The following is a 16,350-nucleotide window of genomic DNA, read 5'->3' as shown; positions in this document are numbered from 1 at the left end:
CGCGGGTTGCCCGGCGGCCCAAAGCAAGACCCCCGGGACTTGCCCGGGGGTTTGCTTTGCCAGGACGGCAGATCAGCGCGCCATCAGGACCGGCACCTGCGCCTTTTCCAGCATGTTGCGCGTCGCGCCGCCCAGGATCGCCTCGCGGAAGCGGGAATGGCCATAGGCGCCCATCACCAGCATGTCGGCGCCGATCTCGGTGGCGCGGCGGTTCAGGATGTCGCTGATCAGCGGCAAGGTGCGGGCCAGCACCGAGATTTCCGCCTTCACGCCATGGCGCGTCAGCATCTGGCACAGCGCGCCGCCGGGATCCGAGCGCTCGGGGCCGCTGGGCGAGGGGTCGATCACCGTGATCTCGACGCTTTCGGCGGCGATCAGCAGGGGCAGGGCGCGGCGCACGGCGGCCAGCGCCTCGTTCGACTGGTTCCAGGCGATCATGACCTTCTTGCCGAAGGGCTCCTTCAGCTCATCCGGCACGATCAGCACCGGGGCCGCACCCTCGAACAGCGCCGCCTCGGTCACCGCCTCGGCGTCGGCGGGGGCGCCCTCGCCATAGGGGCGGTTCAGCACCACCAGGTCGGAATAGCGCGCGCGCATTCCCACCAGCGTCGAAAGCCCGCCGACCTGGGCCACTGCGGAATCCACGGACCAGCGGATGTCTTCGGGATCGAGCCGGTCGCGGACCTTTTCCTCCAGCTCGCCGGCAGCGGCCACGGCCTTGTCGATGGATTCCTGGAACACATAGGCCGAGGCACCCGCGTAGTAATAGCCGCTCTGGGTGTGGTCCACGCCCATGCAGAACACGTCGAGATGCGCATCCTCGCGCCGGGTCATGGCAACGGCCGAATCGAGTTGCTTCTGCTGGTTGGCGTTGGTCAGGACGGTGAGGATCGTTTTGTAGCCCATGGGCCCTCTCCTTTCGGGGTTCGGCGCAAGTTTCACCTGCATCCGGCAGGATCGCAATCGTTGCCGGGGGGCGGCTGCGACATCCTGTCCAGATATTCCGGGATTTTACACCTATCCAGCAATGACAGATTGACGCAGATCAAAGTCTCACGAAACCGTGTGACGTTAGAAGTTAGCTGTCGGAGCCGCGTTCCCGTCGCATTTCGTGCGAATCGGCCGCCTTCGGCGCAGGATTTAAGGACACGAATTCATGTTGGACACCATCAAGCTGATCGCGCTGGGCACGATCGCGGTCCTGGCCGCGATCGCGGCCAATTATGCGCGACCCGATGATCTCGCGTATCTGGTCAACGCCCTGATCATCATGCTGGCGGCGGGGATCATGTTCCTGCGCGTGCTGCGTCAGATGGGCAATGAGCAGCCTGCGCTCGAGCCGCACCCCGAAACGCAATATATGGACGACGTCGTCCGGGCGGGCGTGATCGCCACCGCGTTCTGGGGCGTGGTGGGCTTTCTGGTCGGGGTGGTCATCGCCTTCCAGCTGGCCTTCCCGGCGCTGAACCTCAGCGACATCACCATGGGCTATACCAATTTCGGCAAGCTTCGCCCGCTGCATACCTCGGCGGTGATCTTCGCCTTTGGCGGCAACGCCCTGATCGCGACCTCGTTCTACGTGGTGCAGCGCACCTCGGCGGCGCGGCTCTGGGGCGGCAACGCGGCCTGGTTCGTGTTCTGGGGCTATCAGCTCTTCATCGTTCTGGCCGCGACCGGCTACATCCTGGGCGCCACCCAGTCCAAGGAATATGCCGAGCCGGAATGGTATGTGGACTGGTGGCTGACCGTCGTCTGGGTCGTCTACCTGGCAGTGTTCCTGGGCACGATCCTGAAGCGGAAAGAGCCGCATATCTATGTGGCGAACTGGTTCTACCTGTCCTTCATCGTCACCATCGCCATGCTGCATATCGTCAACAACCTGGCGATCCCGGTCAGCCTCTTCGGCTCGAAATCGGTGCAGCTCTTCTCGGGCGTGCAGGACGCGATGACGCAATGGTGGTATGGCCACAACGCGGTGGGCTTCTTCCTGACGGCGGGCTTCCTGGGCATGATGTATTACTTCATCCCCAAGCAGGCCGAGCGTCCGGTCTACAGCTACAAGCTGTCCATCATCCACTTCTGGGCGCTGATCTTCCTTTATATCTGGGCCGGTCCGCACCACCTGCACTATACCGCGCTGCCCGACTGGGCCTCGACGCTGGGCATGGTGTTCTCGATCATCCTGTGGATGCCCAGCTGGGGCGGCATGATCAACGGGCTGATGACGCTCTCGGGCGCCTGGGACAAGCTGCGCACCGATCCGATCATCCGCATGATGGTGGTGGCCGTCGGCTTCTACGGCATGGCGACCTTCGAGGGGCCGATGATGTCGATCAAGGCGGTGAACTCGCTGTCACATTACACCGACTGGACCATCGGTCACGTCCATTCCGGCGCGCTGGGCTGGAACGGCATGATCACCTTTGGCGCGCTCTACTACCTGGTGCCGCGGCTTTGGGGACGTGAGCGGCTTTATTCGACAGGGCTGGTCAGCTGGCATTTCTGGCTCGCCACCATCGGTCTGGTGCTCTACGCGGCCTCGATGTGGGTCTCGGGCATCATGGAAGGGTTGATGTGGCGCGAGGTCGACGCCCAGGGTTTCCTGGTCAACGCCTTTGCCGACACGGTCGCTGCAAAATTCCCGATGAACGTGGTGCGGGCCCTGGGCGGCGTGCTCTATCTCGGCGGTGCGCTGATCATGTGCTACAACCTGTGGGCCACCGTCGCCAAGCAGCCCAAGACCCAATCGACCGCCGCTGCGGTTCCTGCCGAGTGAGGACGGATCATGGCCATTCTTGAAAAGCACAAGGTCCTGGAAAAGAACGCCACGCTTCTGCTGGTCTTTTCCTTCCTCGTGGTGACCATCGGCGGCATCGTGGAAATCGCGCCGCTGTTCTATCTGCAAAACACCATCGAAAAGGTGCAGGGCATGCGGCCCTATACGCCGCTGGAACTGAAGGGCCGCGACATCTATGTCCGCGAGGGCTGCTATGTCTGCCACAGCCAGATGATCCGCCCGATGCGCGACGAGGTCGAGCGTTACGGCCATTACAGCCTGGCGGCCGAGTCGATGTATGACCATCCGTTCCAATGGGGCTCCAAGCGGACCGGGCCGGACCTGGCCCGCGTTGGCGGCCGCTACTCGGACGAATGGCATCTCGACCACCTGGTGGACCCGCAGGCGGTGGTGCCGGAATCGATCATGCCGAAATACGGCTTCCTGCTGAATCGCCAGGTCGACGCCTCGAACATGCAGCAGCGGCTGAAGACCGACGCGCTGGTCGGCGTCCCCTATGACGACGCGATGATCGCCGCGGCGGTCGAGGACTTCCGTGCCCAGGCCGACCCGGATGCGGATGCCTCGGGGCTGGAGGAACGCTATCCGGGTGCGCAACAGCGCAATTTCGACCGCCGCCCCGGCGTGTCCGAGATGGATGCCCTGATCGCCTATCTCCAGGTCTTGGGCACGATGGTCGATTTCTCGACCTTCGAACCCGATCCGAACCGCTGAGGCCCGCCATGGACAGGTATTCCTTCCTGCGCGAACTGGCCGACAGCTGGGTGCTTCTGCTGCTGGTGGTCTTTTTCCTGGGGACGATTGTCTTCGCCTTCAGGCCGGGCTCGCGGCTGCTGCACCGCGACGCGGCCGAAAGCATCTTCCGTAACGAGACGAAACCCGCATCCGCGGGCGAGAAGGAGGTCGAGTGATGGCCGATACCGACGACGAGCATGCCAGCCCGCAGAACCCCGACAACCGGATCGAGCTGGAACGCCAGGCCGCCGACGAGGCTCACAAGGCGAAGATCCTCGCCCATCCGCCCGAAGGGCCCGGCGGCGATCCGCTGCATCCTCCGGTCACGCCCCGGCCCGGCGCCACCCGCGTGGTGCGCGACCGCAAGGGCGGGCGCAGGGTGGTCGAGGTGCCCTCGACCGGCCATAGCTGGGACGGGATCGAAGAGTATGACAACCCCTTGCCGCGCTGGTGGCTGTGGACCTTTTACGCCACCATCGTCTGGGGGGTGCTCTATCTCATCGCCTATCCCGCCATTCCGCTGGTGAACGGGGCGACGCAGGGCCTTCTGGGCCAGAACTACCGTTCGGACGTGGCCGCCGAGATCCAGCGCTTCAACGAGGCCAATGCCCCGATCCAGGCCAAGCTGGTCGAGACGCCGCTGGAAGAGATCGCCGCCGACCCGGAACTGGCGAACTATACCGCCAATGCCGGCGCCGCGATCTTCCGCACCTGGTGCGCGCAGTGCCACGGCTCGGGGGCGGGCGGGGCCACGGGCTATCCCTCGCTTCTGGACAACGACTGGCTCTGGGGTGGCACTCTGGAAGAGATCCACACCACGGTCATGCATGGCATCCGCGATCCCAAGGATGCGGATACCCGTTATTCCGAAATGCCGCGTTTCGGCATCGACGGCTTGCTGGAAAATGCCCAGATCAGCCAGGTCGTGAACCATGTGCTGGAACTGGGCGGCCTGCCGCATGACGCGGCGCTGGCGGCCGAGGGGGTGGAGGTCTTCGCCGACAACTGCTCGTCCTGCCATGCCGAGGATGGCACGGGCGACCGTGCGCAGGGCGCGCCCGACCTGACCGATGCGGTCTGGCTTTACGGTTCGGATCCGGCGACGATCACCCGCATCGTGCGCGACGGTCCTTTCGGCGTGATGCCGGCCTGGACCGGCCGCCTGTCCGAGGCCGACATCGTCGCCGTCGCCGCTTATGTCCACAGCCTCGGCGGTGGCGAATAACAGATCCCGAGATCCGCGGCCGGGCAACCGGCCCCGGAGGCACCGGCCCCCCGTCCTGTTCGCGCGTTTCCAAGGGGGGCCGGTGTTTTTATCAAATGCCAGGCACGCGAACCGGCGCAAGCCGGTGGCGCGTTTTTTTGCGCCGGGATGCGACAATCCGGCCCATGTCTTGCCATTTTCCCGTCCGTTATGCTCGGCATGCCCGCGCTTGACGCAGATCAATGCGCTCTCGCAGCAAGGCTTTATACCCGGGCCACGCGCAACAGGAGCCAATCATGTCGAATTCCGACATCGACCCGCCACGTCTCTATGCCGCCCGGGAGCCGATCTTTCCCCGCCGGGTCCATGGCTGGTTTCGGAACCTGAAATGGATCATCATGGCGGTGACCCTGGCGATCTATTACGTCACGCCCTGGATCCGCTGGGACCGCGGCCCCGGCATGCCCGACCAGGCGGTGCTGATCGATCTGGCCAACCGCCGCTTCTATTTCTTCTGGATCGAGATATGGCCGCATGAGTTCTATTTCGTCGCCGGCCTTCTGGTCATGGCGGGTTTGGGGCTTTTCCTGTTCACCTCGGCGCTGGGACGGGTCTGGTGCGGCTATGCCTGTCCGCAGACGGTCTGGACGGACCTTTTCCTGCTGACCGAGCGCTGGGTCGAGGGCGACCGCAACGCCCGGCTGCGGCTGTGGAACGCGCCTTGGAGTGCGCGCAAGCTGCGGCTGCGGTTGGTGAAATGGGTGGTCTGGCTGCTCATTTCGGTGGCGACCGGCGGCGCCTGGATCTTCTATTTCACCGATGCGCCGACGCTTCTGGGCAACCTGTTCACCGGAACGGCCCACCCCGTCGCCTATATCACCATGGGCATCCTGACCGCGACCACCTTCCTGTTCGGCGGCTTCGCGCGCGAACAGATCTGCGTCTATGCCTGCCCCTGGCCGCGCATCCAGGCCGCGATGATGGACGAGGACACGCTGACCGTCGCCTATCGCGAATGGCGAGGCGAGCCGCGCGGCAAGCTGCACAAGGGCGAGCCGACGAAATCCGACGGCGGCGCCAAGGGCGATTGCATCGACTGCATGGCCTGCGTGAACGTCTGCCCGATGGGCATCGACATCCGCGACGGCCAGCAGCTGGAATGCATCACCTGCGCGCTCTGCATCGACGCCTGCGACGAGGTGATGGACAAGATCGGCAAGCCGCGCGGGCTGATCGACTACATGGCGCTGAAGGATGAGACGGCCGAGCGGTCCGGCGCCGCGCCCAAGCCTGTGCTCAAGCATATCCTGCGGCCGCGCACGATGCTGTACTTCACGCTCTGGGCGGGGATCGGCGTCGCGCTGGTGGTGGCGCTGTTCCTGCGCTCGCCCTTCGACCTGAACGTGACGCCGGTCAGGAACCCGCTTTACGTCACGATGGCCGACGGTGCGATCCGCAACACCTATGCCCTGCGGCTGCGCAACAAGCAGGGGGCCGAGCGCGACTTTGCCGTTTCGGTCACCGGCTCGGACGGCGCCGCGCCGCAGGGGATCAGCCTGACGCTGGAGGGCTTGCCCGATGCCGGTGTCAAGGTGGCCGCCGACAGCACCCATACCCAGCGGGTCTACATCACCGCCGAGAAGGACTCGGCCCTGGCCGAAGCCGCACAGAGCGAGTTGACGCTTTGGGTCGAGGATGTCACCGATGGGGTGAAGTCCCGTATCGGCACCGTCTTCCACGGAAGGAGCGAATGATGCCCCGCGAACTGACCGGCCGCCATGTGCTGATCATCACTCTGGGCGCCTTCGGCACCATCATCGCCGTCAACGTGTTCATGGCGGTCAAGGCCGTCGGCACCTTCCCGGGGCTGGAGGTCAAGAACAGCTATGTCGCCTCGCAAAGCTTCGACCGCGACCGCGACGCCCAGGCGGCCCTGAACTGGACGGTGACGCCGGAATATGACGGGCGCGAGCTTACGCTGGCGATCCGCGACGCAGAGGGCTATCCGGCGCCGGTGCAGGGGCTGGAGGTGACGGTCGGACGTCCTACCCACATGCGCGATGATCGGCGGCCCGAGTTCACCTATGCCGGCGGGCTGTTCCGCGCGCCGCTGGCGCTGGCGCCGGGGACGTGGAACATCCACCTGACCGCGACCGCACCCGACGGCACGGTCTTTCGCCAGCGCATCGACCATTACCACGGCAACCGGGTGAAATGAGATGTCCGACGCCACGCTGCACGATCACGACGCCCGGCTTTCGGCCTGTCCGGCCTGCGACGCGGCACCGCTGGCGAGCCGCATCGCGGGGACTCGGGGCGTGCAGGAGGATATCGTCCTGTCGCTGCCGACCATCCATTGCGCGACCTGCATCACCGATGTCGAGCGGGTGCTGCAACGCCATCCCGGCGTCAGGGATGCGCGGGTCAACCTGACGCTGCGCCGCGTCACCGTGGACGCGCCGGGCATGACCGCCGAGGAACTGATCCCCGTGGTCGAAAGCATCGGCTACGAGGCGCATGAGCTCGACCCCGCCGCGCTGTCGGCCAGCGCCGCCGACCGGCAGGGCCGCGACATCCTGATGCGCATCGGCGTGTCGGGTTTCGCGATGATGAACATCATGATCCTGTCCGTCGCGGTCTGGTCGGGGGCCGAGGACGCGACGCGCGACATGTTCCACTGGATTTCCGGCGCCATCGCCCTGCCGACCGTGGCCTTTGCCGGCCAGCCCTTCTTTTCCAGCGCCTGGCGGGCACTCAGGCATGGCCGGCTGGGCATGGACGTGCCGATCTCGCTGGCGCTGATCCTGGCCAGCGCCATCTCGGTCTACGAGACGCTGCATTCCGGCCATCACGCCTATTTCGACGCGGCGGTGATGCTGTGCTTCTTCCTGCTGATCGGGCGTTACCTGGACTATCGCACCCGCGCCGTCGCCCGCTCCGCAGCCGAGGAGTTGACGGCGCTGGAGGTGCCGCGCGCCTTCCGCGTCACCCCTGCGGGCGACGAGCCGGTCCCGGTGGCCGAACTGGTTCCTGGCGACCTGATCCGCATCCGCCCCGGTGCCCGCGTCCCGGCCGATGGCGAGATCGCCGAGGGCAGCAGCGAGATCGACCGCTCGCTTCTGACCGGCGAGAGCATCCCGGTCGCGGCCGGCCCCGGCCTTGCGCTTTCGGCGGGCGAGGTGAACCTGACCGGCCCTCTGGTCATGCGGGTGACGGCGGCCGGGCGCGACAGTTCTCTGGCGCGGCTGACCGCGCTGGTCGCCGCCGCGGAATCGGCGCGCGGCCACTATACCGGCCTCGCCGACCGCGCCTCGCGGCTTTATTCGCCGTTGGTGCATCTTCTGGCCTTTTGCAGCTTTCTCGGCTGGTATCTCGGCACGCATGACCTGCGGCTGGCGGTGAACGTGGCCGCGGCTGTGCTGATCATCACCTGTCCCTGTGCGCTGGGTCTGGCGGTGCCGGCGGTGGTCACCGCGGCCTCGGGGCGGCTGTTCCGGCGCGGCATGCTGATCAAGGACGGCACCGCGCTGGAGCGTCTGGCCGAGGTCGATGCCGCGGTTTTCGACAAGACCGGCACCCTGACCATGGGCGTGCCGCAACTGGTCTCGCTGGACCCTATCCCGACCGATGCGCGTCCCGTGGCGCTGGCCCTGGCGCAAGGATCGGGCCATCCGCTGTCCCAGGCCTTGGCGCAGGCGCTGCGCGAGACCGGCACCGAGCCAGCGGCATTGCAGGATCTGCGCGAGGTGCCGGGCCATGGCATTTCCGGGGTCTGGCTGGGCCGCGAGGTGCGGCTGGGCCGCGCCGACTGGCTGGGCGCCCGGCATGGCGAGGCGACGCTGTCGGCAAGCTGGCTGTCGCTGGGGCAGGGCGCGCCGATCCGGCTGGAATTCTCGGACCGGCTGCGTCCGGGGGCCGAGGCCTGCGTGGCGCGGATCCTTGCCTCGGGCCGGCGGGTGATGCTGCTCTCGGGCGATGCGGCGCCGGTGGTTCAGGATCTGGCGCGTCGGCTGGGCATCGAGGAATGGCGGGCCGGCGTCACCCCGGTCGAAAAGGCCGAGGCCCTGCGCCGTCTGCGGCAGGAGGGGCTGCATCCGCTGATGGTCGGCGACGGACTCAACGACACCGCCGCCTTGACCGAGGCGCATGTCTCGATCTCGCCCGCCTCGGCGCTTGATGCGGCGCGCACCGCCTCGGATATGGTGCTGATGGGCAGCGACCTGGCCCCGGTGGCCGAGGCGCTGGAACTCGCGCGAAGCGCCCGTGCCCGGATCAAGGAGAACTTCGCGATCTCGCTGGTCTACAACATCGTCGCGGTGCCCATCGCCATCGCCGGCTTTGCCACGCCCCTGATGGCGGCGCTGGCCATGTCGCTGAGCTCCATCAGCGTGACGTTGAACGCGTTGCGGCTGCGATAGGGAGGAAGCATGGAAATCCTCGGCCTTCTGATTCCGGTTTCCCTGGGTCTTGGCGGGCTTGGCCTGCTGGCCTTCATCTGGTCGCTGCGCGGTCGGCAATACGACGATCCCAAAGGCGATGCCGAGCGCATCCTCAGCTCGGAATGGGACGATCACCCGAAGCCCTGATCCCGTGGTCACGGCCTTGTTGGCTTGCATTGCGGGCGGCGAAAGGCCAATCAGGCGCCACCCAACAGACAGGTGAGCGATGGCCAGCACCGCCCCGTTTTCGCGTTACGAATTCATGATCGCCTGGCGCTATCTGCGCGCCCGCCGCGCCGAGGGCGGGGTCAGCGTGATGACCTGGATCAGCCTGATCGGCATCACCCTGGGCGTGATGGCATTGGTCGCCACGCTGGCGGTGCGCGCCGGTTTCCGGGCCGAGTTCGTCGACACCATCCTGGGCGCCAATGCCCATAGCACCGTCTATTACGCGCCCACGCAGGTCTATAACGAGCTGACCGAAGAGACCTATGTCACCCAGGGCCGGATCGAGGATTACGACGCGCTGGCCGCCAGGATCGCGCAGATCCCCGGCGTGACCCGTGCCGTTCCGGCCGTTCGCGCCCAGGTCATGGCGCGGCAGGGCGATGCGGCCGCCTTGGGCGATGTGCATGGCATCACGCTCGATGCGCTCGGGGGGATGGCGGGCATTGCCGATCCCGAGAGCGCGTCGGGCAGCCTGGACGATTTCGACCAAGGCATCGCCATCGGCATCGGCATGGCGCGCAACCTGGGCGTTCGGATCGGCGACCGGCTGCAACTGGTCGCGCCCGATGGTGCTAAGACCCCCTTCGGCACCACGCCGCGGGTCGAATCCTTCGAGGTCGTCTATATCTTCTCGGCGGGGCGCTATGACGTGGACCAGGCCCGCATCTACATGCCGCTGGCCAAGGCGCAGAGCTTTTTCAACCGAGAGGGGCTTGCCGACGAGATCGGGGTCTATGTCGCCGATCCCGAGCGGGTCGACGACTGGACCATGCCGCTCTTGCAGGTCCTGGGCGAGCGGGGGCAGATCTGGACCTGGCGCGATGCCTCGGGATCGTTCCTGGCTGCGCTCGACATGGAGGATGACGTGATGTTCATCATCCTGTCGATCCTGGTGCTGATCGCCTCGATGAACATCACCTCGGGGCTGATCATGCTGGTCAAGAACAAGGGTCGCGACATCGGCATCCTGCGCACCATGGGGCTGACCGAGGGCTCCGTCCTGCGGGTCTTTTTCCTCTGCGGCGCCTTTACCGGGGTGATCGGCACCATCGCCGGCGTGGTGCTGGGCGTCCTTCTGTCGCTGAATGTCGATCACATCATGGCGGCGCTGAACATGCTGACCGGCGGCAATGCCTGGCAGCCCGAGGTGCGCGGCATCTACCAGCTGACTGCCGAATTGCGGGGCTGGGACATCTTCCGGGCGGCGGCGCTGTCGCTGGCCCTGTCCTTCATTGTCACCATCTTCCCTGCGCGCCGCGCTGCGCGCATGAACCCGGTAGAGGCGCTGCGCTATGAGTGACATCCTGGTTCTGGAAGAAATTTCTAAGACTTACGGCATTGGTGGTCCCGCGCCGGTGCCGGTGTTGAACGGGTTGTCCCTGCAGATCGTCCGAGGCGAGGTGGTGGCGCTGGTCGCGCCCTCGGGCGCCGGCAAGTCGACGCTGCTGCACATTGCCGGGCTGCTCGACACCGCGGATTCTGGCCGGGTGCTGCTGAACGGGCGCGACATGGCCGGGCAGAGCGACCGGGCGCGGACCGAGGCGCGGCGCGAGGAACTGGGCTTCGTCTATCAGTTCCACCACCTGCTTCCGGAATTTTCGGCGGCGGAGAACATCGTCCTGCCGCAACTCGCCAACGGCGTCTCGCAGGCGGCGGCGCGGACGCGGGCGCTGGATCTGCTGGGGCGCGTGGGGCTGACGCATCGCGCCGATCACCGCCCGGCGCAATTGTCCGGGGGCGAGCAGCAGCGCGTCGCCTTCTGCCGGGCGCTGGCGAACCAGCCCTCGCTGCTGCTGGCGGACGAGCCGACGGGGAACCTGGACCCTGCGACCTCGGACAAGGTCTTCGACATGCTGATGGCGCTGGTGCGCGAGACCGGGCTTGCCGCGCTGATCGCCACCCATAACATGGAACTGGCGGCGCGGATGGACCGGGTGATCCGGCTGGACGCATGAGCCGCGCAACGGCGGCCTGCGCGGCGATCTGCCTTCTGACGGCCCCGGCAGCGGCCGATCCGTTCGAGCAGTTCGGCACGGCGATGAAATACGGCCTGCCGCTGGCGGCGGCGGCCTGCGCCATGGACCAGGACCGGCTGGAGGATTTCGCGGTCCGGGGCATCCTGCAGGCGGCGCTGGTCTGGGGAATGAAGGAGTTCTTCGACGGCCAGCCGATCTCGCGCCGGCCCTCGGGCGAGGGCAAGGGTTTCCCCTCGGGCCATACGGCAGCGGCGTTTTTCGGGGCGGCGGATCTGGCGGGGAAATGTTTCGACGACCGGCCCGAGGCCGGGGCGCTGGCCTATGGCGCGGCGGGCCTGACCGGCTGGAGCCGGGTCCATGCCGGCGAGCATACGCCGCAGCAGGTCTGGACGGGGGCGCTGGTGGGGTTCACCTTCGGCGCCGCGAGCTTCGGCATCGGCACCGAGGGGGTGAGCTTTTCGGTCGGCATGCGGTTCTGATCGACCCGCCGCCAGGATTTCAGGGATAGGGCGAACGCTGCTGGCCGACGACCTGCGGCTGAACCGACCTGCCGCTGAACCGACCTGCGGGCGGGGCGCTATGCCGCGCGCGGCCCGGCCAGAATCACCATCGCCCCCAGCACGCACAGCCCGCCGCCAAGAATATCCCAGCGCGTCGGCACCTGTCCCTCGGTCAGCCACAGCCAGCCCAGCGAGGCCGTGACATAGATCCCGCCATAGGCGGCATAGGCGCGGCCGGCGAAATCGGCATCGACCCGGGTCAGCAGCCAGGCGAAAACTGCCAGCGAGACCATTCCCGGCACCAGCCACAGCGGCGATTTCCCCAATCGCAGCCAGGCCCAGAAGGCAAAGCAGCCGGCGATCTCGGCCAGCGCCGCCAGGACATAGACGGCGATCGGTGCGGCCAGGGTCACACGTCCAGTTCCTCGGCATCGGCGAACTGGGCGTTCTCCTGGATGAACTGGAAGCGCAGTTCGGGCTTCTTGCCCATCAGCCGCTCGACCAGATCGCCGGTCTCGCCGCCCTCTTCCTCGTCGATCGAGACACGGATCAGCTTGCGCGTCCGCGGGTTCATCGTGGTGTCCTTCAGGTCCTTGGCGTCCATCTCGCCCAGCCCCTTGAAGCGCTGCACGTCGATCTTGCCCTTGCCGCCCAGCCCCTTGGCCAGCCACGATTCCTTTTCGGCATCGTCGGCGACATAGATGCGATGCGGCCCCTGCGTCAGCCGGTAAAGCGGCGGGCAGGCGAGGTAGAGATGCCCCTTGTCGATCAGCGGCCGCATCTGGGTGAAGAAAAAGGTCATCAGCAGCGAGGCGATATGGGCACCGTCCACATCGGCATCGGTCATGATGATGATCTTGTCATAGCGCAGGTCGTCGACGTTGAAGCGCGAGCCCATGCCGACGCCAAGCGCCTGGCAAAGATCGGCGATCTCCTGGTTCGAGCCGAGCTTGGAAGAGGCCGCGCCCAGCACGTTCAGGATCTTGCCGCGTAGAGGCAAGAGCGCCTGGGTGGTGCGCTCGCGCGCCATCTTGGCGCTGCCGCCCGCCGAATCGCCCTCGACGATGAAAAGCTCGGTGCCTTCGCGATTGGTGGCCGAGCAATCGACCAGCTTGCCCGGCAGGCGCAGCTTTTTCGTCGCCGATTTCCGGGCGGTTTCCTTTTCCTGCCGGCGGCGCAGCCGTTCCTCGGCCCGCAGCACCAGGAAGTCCAGGATGGCGCCCGCCGATTTCGTATCCGCCGCCAGCCAGTTGTCGAAATGGTCGCGCACCGCGCCCTCGACCAGCCGCTGCGCCTCGGTGGTGGCCAGGCGGTCCTTGGTCTGGCCGACGAATTCCGGCTCGCGGATGAAGCAGGAGACCAGCGCGCAGCCGCCGGCCAGCAGGTCGTCGCGGGTGATCTGCGCCGCCTTCTTGTTGCTGACCCGCTCGCCATAGGCGCGGATGCCGCGCAGGATGGCCGACCAGAAGCCGGCCTCGTGCGTGCCGCCCTCGGGCGTGGGCACGGTGTTGCAATAGGATTGGATGAAGCCGTCGCGCGACGGTGTCCAGTTGATCGCCCAATCCACCTTGCCGGGTGTGTTGAACTTTTCCTTGAAGTCGACGCTGCCGGCAAAGGGACGGTCGGCATAGGTCGAGGCATTGCCCAGCACCTCGCCCAGATAGTCGGCAAGCCCGCCGGGGAAGTGGAACGTGGCCTCCAGCGGCGTCTCGCCGTCGTCGATCTCGGATTTCCAGCGGATCTCGACGCCCGAGAACAGATAGGCCTTGGACTTGACCATGCGCAGCAGCCGCGCCGGCTTGAAGCGGTGATGGCCGAAGATCTGCTCGTCGGCATGGAAGGTGACGGTGGTGCCGCGCCGGTTCGGGGCGGCGCCGACCTTCTCGACCGGGCCAAGGGGCAGGCCGCGCGAGAAGCACTGCTCGTAAAGTTCGCGGTTGCGGGCGACCTGCACTACCATGCTGTCGGAAAGCGCGTTCACGACCGAGGCGCCGACGCCGTGCAACCCGCCCGAGGTCTGGTAGGCATCGCCCGAGAACTTGCCGCCGGCATGCAGCGTGCACAGGATCACCTCCAGCGCCGACTTGCCGGGGAACTTGGGGTGCGGGTCGATGGGGATGCCGCGGCCGTTGTCGCGGATCACCACGCTGAAATCGGCCAGCAGCTCGACCTCGATGCGGCTGGCATGGCCGGCGACCGCCTCGTCCATCGAGTTGTCGAGGATCTCGGCGACCAGGTGATGCAGCGCGCGTTCGTCGGTGCCGCCGATATACATGCCGGGTCGCTTGCGCACCGGCTCCAGCCCTTCGAGCACCTCGATCGAGGAGGCCGAATAGCTTTCGGAAGCCTTATCCGCGGCGGGGAAGAGATCGTCGGCCATGGCACCTGCTCGTCTTGTTCTTCTGGGGCGGGGTTATCTCATGTCCCATGGGCCGGGGGCAAGGGAAAGTGGATCATCCGTCGCCGACCGCAAGGGATGGGTGCGGCCTCATGACGGATCTGTGTCGATTGCATGACTGGAATCGGGGTTTGTTGACACGGATCAAGTCGCGCGGCCGCGTGTCGTGCCATAATCTACAAAGTTAACGAGTGATAGTTTGGTTTGGGTATATGGAAGGTCATCCGGTTCCAGGAAAAGTGTTTCCGGCCATGTCTGCGGTCAACGAGTTCGCCGGGGCTGAGGCGGGGAGGGCAGAGGTATCGGCCGCCCCGCCCGTCATTCCTCCGCCCGAGGCGGAGGCGAGGGGGCCGAAAAGCTTTCCGAGCCTTGACCCGGATGCGATCCGGCTGGCCTTCGAAACCGGGCATTATCCCTATCCGCGCCGCATGGGGCGCGTGGCCTATGAACGGGAAAAGGCCCGGTTGCAGGCGGAACTGCTGAAGGTGCAGATCTGGGCCCAGGAAACCGGGCAGAAATTCGTCATCCTGTTCGAAGGCCGCGACGCCGCCGGCAAGGGCGGCACGATCAAGCGCTTCATGGAGCATCTGAACCCGCGCTTTGCCCGGGTGGTGGCACTGAACAAGCCGTCCGAGATCGAGCGGGGGCAGTGGTTCTTTCAGCGCTATATCCAGCATCTGCCGACCGCGGGCGAAATGGTGTTCTACGACCGCAGCTGGTACAACCGCGCCGGGGTCGAGCGGGTCATGGGCTTCTGCTCGCCCGTCGAGTATCTGGAATTCATGCGCCAGGCCCCGGAATTTGAGCGTATGCTGGCGCGCTCGGGCATCCGGCTTTACAAATACTGGTTCTCGGTCACCCGCGACGAGCAGCGGGCGCGGTTCAAGGCGCGCGAGACCGATCCGCTGAAGCGCTGGAAGCTTTCGCCCATCGACCTGGCCAGCCTCGACAAATGGGAAGACTATACCGAGGCGAAGGAGGCGATGTTCTTCTACACCGACACCGCCGACGCGCCTTGGACCATCGTCAAGTCGAACGACAAGAAGCGTGCGCGGCTGAACTGCATGCGGCATTTCCTGTCCACGCTGGACTATCCCGACAAGGACCTGGCCATCGCGATGCCGCCCGATCCGATGATCGTCGGCCATGCCAGCCATGTGATCCATTCGGCCGAGCATATCCTGGGCGCGGCCCTGCATCCCGATCACCGGCGGACGGCGGCGGCGGAAGGATAGGTTCGGGCGCTACCCGCCGTCGAAAGGCGCAGGAAGCTGTGCTCCTTTCCCAAGGCTCAGGCGCTGGGGCGGAGTTGCCGGCCCCGGAACCGCCCCGCAAACTTCGGGACGGGCAGGGCGGAATGCGCAGGCAAGGGCCGCCACCGGCTCCGGCCGTGCGGGTCACTCGGGCTCGGCCAGCCGCTCTTGCCACATCTTGCGAAAGGCGGGACGGGCCTGGCAGTCGTCAAGCCAGGCCATGACCGCCGGGAACTGCTCCATCAGCTGGCCATAGCCCTGCGCATAGCGCAGCACCTCGGCCAGGTTCAGGTCGGCCACGGTGAAGCGCCCCCCGACCAGGTGGCCATGGCGGGCGATGTGATCCTCCAGCACGCGCAAGGGCCGGATCAGCCGCTCGGCGGCATGGGCGACGCTGGCCTGGGCCGCGCCTGACTGGATCTGGCCCTTGTCATGGTTGAACAGGATGGTCAGTGCGTCCTGCTCGATGGCGGTGGCGGCGTAAAAGCTCCATTGCAGCATCAGCGCGTCCTCGACGGCATCGGCGGGCCCGAAGGGCTGGCCGTATTTGCGTGCCAGATGCAGCGTGCAGGCCAGCGATTCCGACAGCACCAGGTCGCCGTCCTGGATCACCGGCACGGCGCCGGCGGGCGAGAGCTTCAGGAAGTCCGGCGAATGCGTGTTCAGCGGCGCGTCCGGCGCTTCGGGATCGGGCAGGCGATAGGCCTGGATCACCGGCACCTGCCTGAAGGGCAGGCCCAGTTCATGGCACAGCCAGATGATGCGCGAGGCGCGCGAGCGGGTGACGCCATAGATGGTCAGCATGGGCCTCTCCTTGATG

General features: G+C 66.4%; 16 protein-coding genes. 12 read left to right on the top strand and 4 right to left on the bottom strand.

The genetic code is table 11. From position 1 onward, the window contains the following. Positions 1 to 72: 72 nt before the first annotated feature. A complete protein-coding gene (locus QPR87_RS02970) occupies positions 73 to 906 on the bottom strand; it encodes a universal stress protein (RefSeq protein WP_011748143.1) in 834 nt (277 codons plus the stop codon). A 250-nt stretch (positions 907 to 1,156) separates the two neighbouring features. Here QPR87_RS02970 and ccoN point away from each other — a divergent pair, with 250 nt between their 5' ends. The 11 genes from ccoN (at position 1,157) to QPR87_RS02915 (ending at position 11,858) form a co-directional block, all read left to right on the top strand. Continuing rightward, on the top strand, positions 1,157 to 2,776 hold the full coding sequence (gene ccoN, locus QPR87_RS02965; protein ID WP_011748142.1) for a cytochrome-c oxidase, cbb3-type subunit I: 1,620 nt from the start codon (positions 1,157 to 1,159) through the stop codon (positions 2,774 to 2,776). 9 nt (positions 2,777 to 2,785) lie between these two features. Continuing rightward, positions 2,786 to 3,511: a cytochrome-c oxidase, cbb3-type subunit II gene (gene ccoO, locus QPR87_RS02960; protein WP_011748141.1), complete on the top strand. Its 726-nt coding sequence runs from the start codon at positions 2,786 to 2,788 to the stop codon at positions 3,509 to 3,511. Between the two features lie 8 nt (positions 3,512 to 3,519). Further along, positions 3,520 to 3,708, top strand: a complete 189-nt coding sequence (locus QPR87_RS02955) for a cbb3-type cytochrome c oxidase subunit 3 (RefSeq protein ID WP_285048244.1) — start codon at positions 3,520 to 3,522, stop codon at positions 3,706 to 3,708. Continuing rightward, positions 3,708 to 4,757, top strand: coding sequence for a cytochrome-c oxidase, cbb3-type subunit III (gene ccoP / locus QPR87_RS02950; RefSeq protein WP_011748139.1), 1,050 nt, complete (start codon positions 3,708 to 3,710; stop codon positions 4,755 to 4,757). Before QPR87_RS02955 ends, ccoP begins: the two co-directional genes overlap by 1 nt. A 275-nt stretch (positions 4,758 to 5,032) precedes the next feature. Beyond that, the gene (gene ccoG / locus QPR87_RS02945; protein WP_011748138.1) at positions 5,033 to 6,490 is read left to right on the top strand and encodes a cytochrome c oxidase accessory protein CcoG; all 1,458 of its coding nucleotides are present in this window, start codon (positions 5,033 to 5,035) and stop codon (positions 6,488 to 6,490) included. Further along, entirely contained in the window at positions 6,490 to 6,954 is a 465-nt protein-coding gene (locus QPR87_RS02940; RefSeq protein ID WP_011748137.1) for a FixH family protein, read from the top strand. Before ccoG ends, QPR87_RS02940 begins: the two co-directional genes overlap by 1 nt. 1 nt (position 6,955) lies before the next feature. After that, positions 6,956 to 9,154: a heavy metal translocating P-type ATPase gene (locus tag QPR87_RS02935; protein WP_285048242.1), complete on the top strand. Its 2,199-nt coding sequence runs from the start codon at positions 6,956 to 6,958 to the stop codon at positions 9,152 to 9,154. 9 nt (positions 9,155 to 9,163) lie between these two features. Then, the gene (gene ccoS / locus QPR87_RS02930; RefSeq protein WP_011748135.1) at positions 9,164 to 9,322 is read left to right on the top strand and encodes a cbb3-type cytochrome oxidase assembly protein CcoS; all 159 of its coding nucleotides are present in this window, start codon (positions 9,164 to 9,166) and stop codon (positions 9,320 to 9,322) included. 79 nt (positions 9,323 to 9,401) lie between these two features. After that, on the top strand, positions 9,402 to 10,703 hold the full coding sequence (locus tag QPR87_RS02925) for an ABC transporter permease (RefSeq protein WP_285048240.1): 1,302 nt from the start codon (positions 9,402 to 9,404) through the stop codon (positions 10,701 to 10,703). Next, a complete protein-coding gene (locus QPR87_RS02920; RefSeq protein WP_285048239.1) occupies positions 10,696 to 11,358 on the top strand; it encodes an ABC transporter ATP-binding protein in 663 nt (220 codons plus the stop codon). Before QPR87_RS02925 ends, QPR87_RS02920 begins: the two co-directional genes overlap by 8 nt. After that, complete coding sequence (locus QPR87_RS02915; protein WP_285048238.1) at positions 11,355 to 11,858, top strand: phosphatase PAP2 family protein; 504 nt, start codon at positions 11,355 to 11,357, stop codon at positions 11,856 to 11,858. The genes QPR87_RS02920 and QPR87_RS02915 overlap by 4 nt, the downstream gene beginning before the upstream one ends. Before the next feature lie 98 nt (positions 11,859 to 11,956). On the opposite strand, the gene QPR87_RS02910 is transcribed toward QPR87_RS02915, so the two are convergent. Next, on the bottom strand, positions 11,957 to 12,292 hold the full coding sequence (locus QPR87_RS02910) for a YnfA family protein (RefSeq protein WP_011748131.1): 336 nt from the start codon (positions 12,290 to 12,292) through the stop codon (positions 11,957 to 11,959). After that, entirely contained in the window at positions 12,289 to 14,259 is a 1,971-nt protein-coding gene (gene parE, locus QPR87_RS02905) for a DNA topoisomerase IV subunit B (RefSeq protein ID WP_230999105.1), read from the bottom strand. The genes QPR87_RS02910 and parE overlap by 4 nt, the downstream gene beginning before the upstream one ends. Before the next feature lie 269 nt (positions 14,260 to 14,528). Here parE and ppk2 point away from each other — a divergent pair, with 269 nt between their 5' ends. Further along, positions 14,529 to 15,512 carry a polyphosphate kinase 2 gene (ppk2, locus tag QPR87_RS02900; RefSeq protein WP_104491925.1) on the top strand — a complete coding sequence of 328 codons (984 nt, stop codon included), beginning with the start codon at positions 14,529 to 14,531 and terminating at the stop codon, positions 15,510 to 15,512. A gap of 162 nt (positions 15,513 to 15,674) precedes the next feature. Here ppk2 and QPR87_RS02895 read toward each other — a convergent pair whose 3' ends face one another. Beyond that, positions 15,675 to 16,334 (bottom strand): glutathione S-transferase family protein, encoded by a 660-nt coding sequence (locus QPR87_RS02895; protein ID WP_285048235.1) that lies wholly within the window; start codon positions 16,332 to 16,334, stop codon positions 15,675 to 15,677. Positions 16,335 to 16,350 lie beyond the last annotated feature (16 nt).

The sequence above is a fragment of the Paracoccus sp. SSJ genome, from assembly GCF_030234105.1.
Taxonomy (GTDB): domain Bacteria; phylum Pseudomonadota; class Alphaproteobacteria; order Rhodobacterales; family Rhodobacteraceae; genus Paracoccus; species Paracoccus denitrificans.
The sequence above is the reverse complement of the archived record's forward strand: the minus strand, read 5'-3'. Positions and strand labels throughout refer to the sequence as shown.

Coding starts and splice junctions, on each gene's coding strand:
- QPR87_RS02970 (WP_011748143.1), bottom strand. CDS start 906: ATGGGCTACAAAACGATCCTCACCGTCCTGACCAACGCCAACCAGCAG.
- ccoN (WP_011748142.1), top strand. CDS start 1,157: ATGTTGGACACCATCAAGCTGATCGCGCTGGGCACGATCGCGGTCCTG.
- ccoO (WP_011748141.1), top strand. CDS start 2,786: ATGGCCATTCTTGAAAAGCACAAGGTCCTGGAAAAGAACGCCACGCTT.
- QPR87_RS02955 (WP_285048244.1), top strand. CDS start 3,520: ATGGACAGGTATTCCTTCCTGCGCGAACTGGCCGACAGCTGGGTGCTT.
- ccoP (WP_011748139.1), top strand. CDS start 3,708: ATGGCCGATACCGACGACGAGCATGCCAGCCCGCAGAACCCCGACAAC.
- ccoG (WP_011748138.1), top strand. CDS start 5,033: ATGTCGAATTCCGACATCGACCCGCCACGTCTCTATGCCGCCCGGGAG.
- QPR87_RS02940 (WP_011748137.1), top strand. CDS start 6,490: ATGCCCCGCGAACTGACCGGCCGCCATGTGCTGATCATCACTCTGGGC.
- QPR87_RS02935 (WP_285048242.1), top strand. CDS start 6,956: ATGTCCGACGCCACGCTGCACGATCACGACGCCCGGCTTTCGGCCTGT.
- ccoS (WP_011748135.1), top strand. CDS start 9,164: ATGGAAATCCTCGGCCTTCTGATTCCGGTTTCCCTGGGTCTTGGCGGG.
- QPR87_RS02925 (WP_285048240.1), top strand. CDS start 9,402: ATGGCCAGCACCGCCCCGTTTTCGCGTTACGAATTCATGATCGCCTGG.
- QPR87_RS02920 (WP_285048239.1), top strand. CDS start 10,696: ATGAGTGACATCCTGGTTCTGGAAGAAATTTCTAAGACTTACGGCATT.
- QPR87_RS02915 (WP_285048238.1), top strand. CDS start 11,355: ATGAGCCGCGCAACGGCGGCCTGCGCGGCGATCTGCCTTCTGACGGCC.
- parE (WP_230999105.1), bottom strand. CDS start 14,259: ATGGCCGACGATCTCTTCCCCGCCGCGGATAAGGCTTCCGAAAGCTAT.
- ppk2 (WP_104491925.1), top strand. CDS start 14,529: ATGTCTGCGGTCAACGAGTTCGCCGGGGCTGAGGCGGGGAGGGCAGAG.
- QPR87_RS02895 (WP_285048235.1), bottom strand. CDS start 16,334: ATGCTGACCATCTATGGCGTCACCCGCTCGCGCGCCTCGCGCATCATC.